The 239-nt window shown below is 47.3% G+C and carries 1 protein-coding gene; it reads right to left on the reverse strand.

The annotated features are described in order from the left end of the window. The coding region (locus B7705_RS00295) for a hypothetical protein (protein ID WP_193431898.1) at positions 1-239 on the reverse strand (239 nt) is incomplete at both ends.

Consider the following 239-nt stretch of genomic DNA (forward strand, 5'->3'; position numbering starts at 1 on the left):
GCTGAGATAGAAGCTGAGTTCTGGTTGTTAGATGCTGAAGCTGAAGCACTTTGGCTCGCGCTTACTGATGCTGAAGTACTTTGACTTGCTGATACTGAAGCTGATTGGCTTGCTGATACAGATACTGATTGGCTTGCACTGATGCTTGCACTTACTGATGCTGAAGCGCTTTGGCTCGCGCTTGCTGAGATAGAAGCTGAGTTCTGGTTGTTAGATGCTGAAGCTGAAGCACTTTGGCT

The organism is Streptococcus oralis subsp. dentisani (assembly GCF_002096685.1).
GTDB lineage: Bacteria > Bacillota > Bacilli > Lactobacillales > Streptococcaceae > Streptococcus > Streptococcus oralis_AD.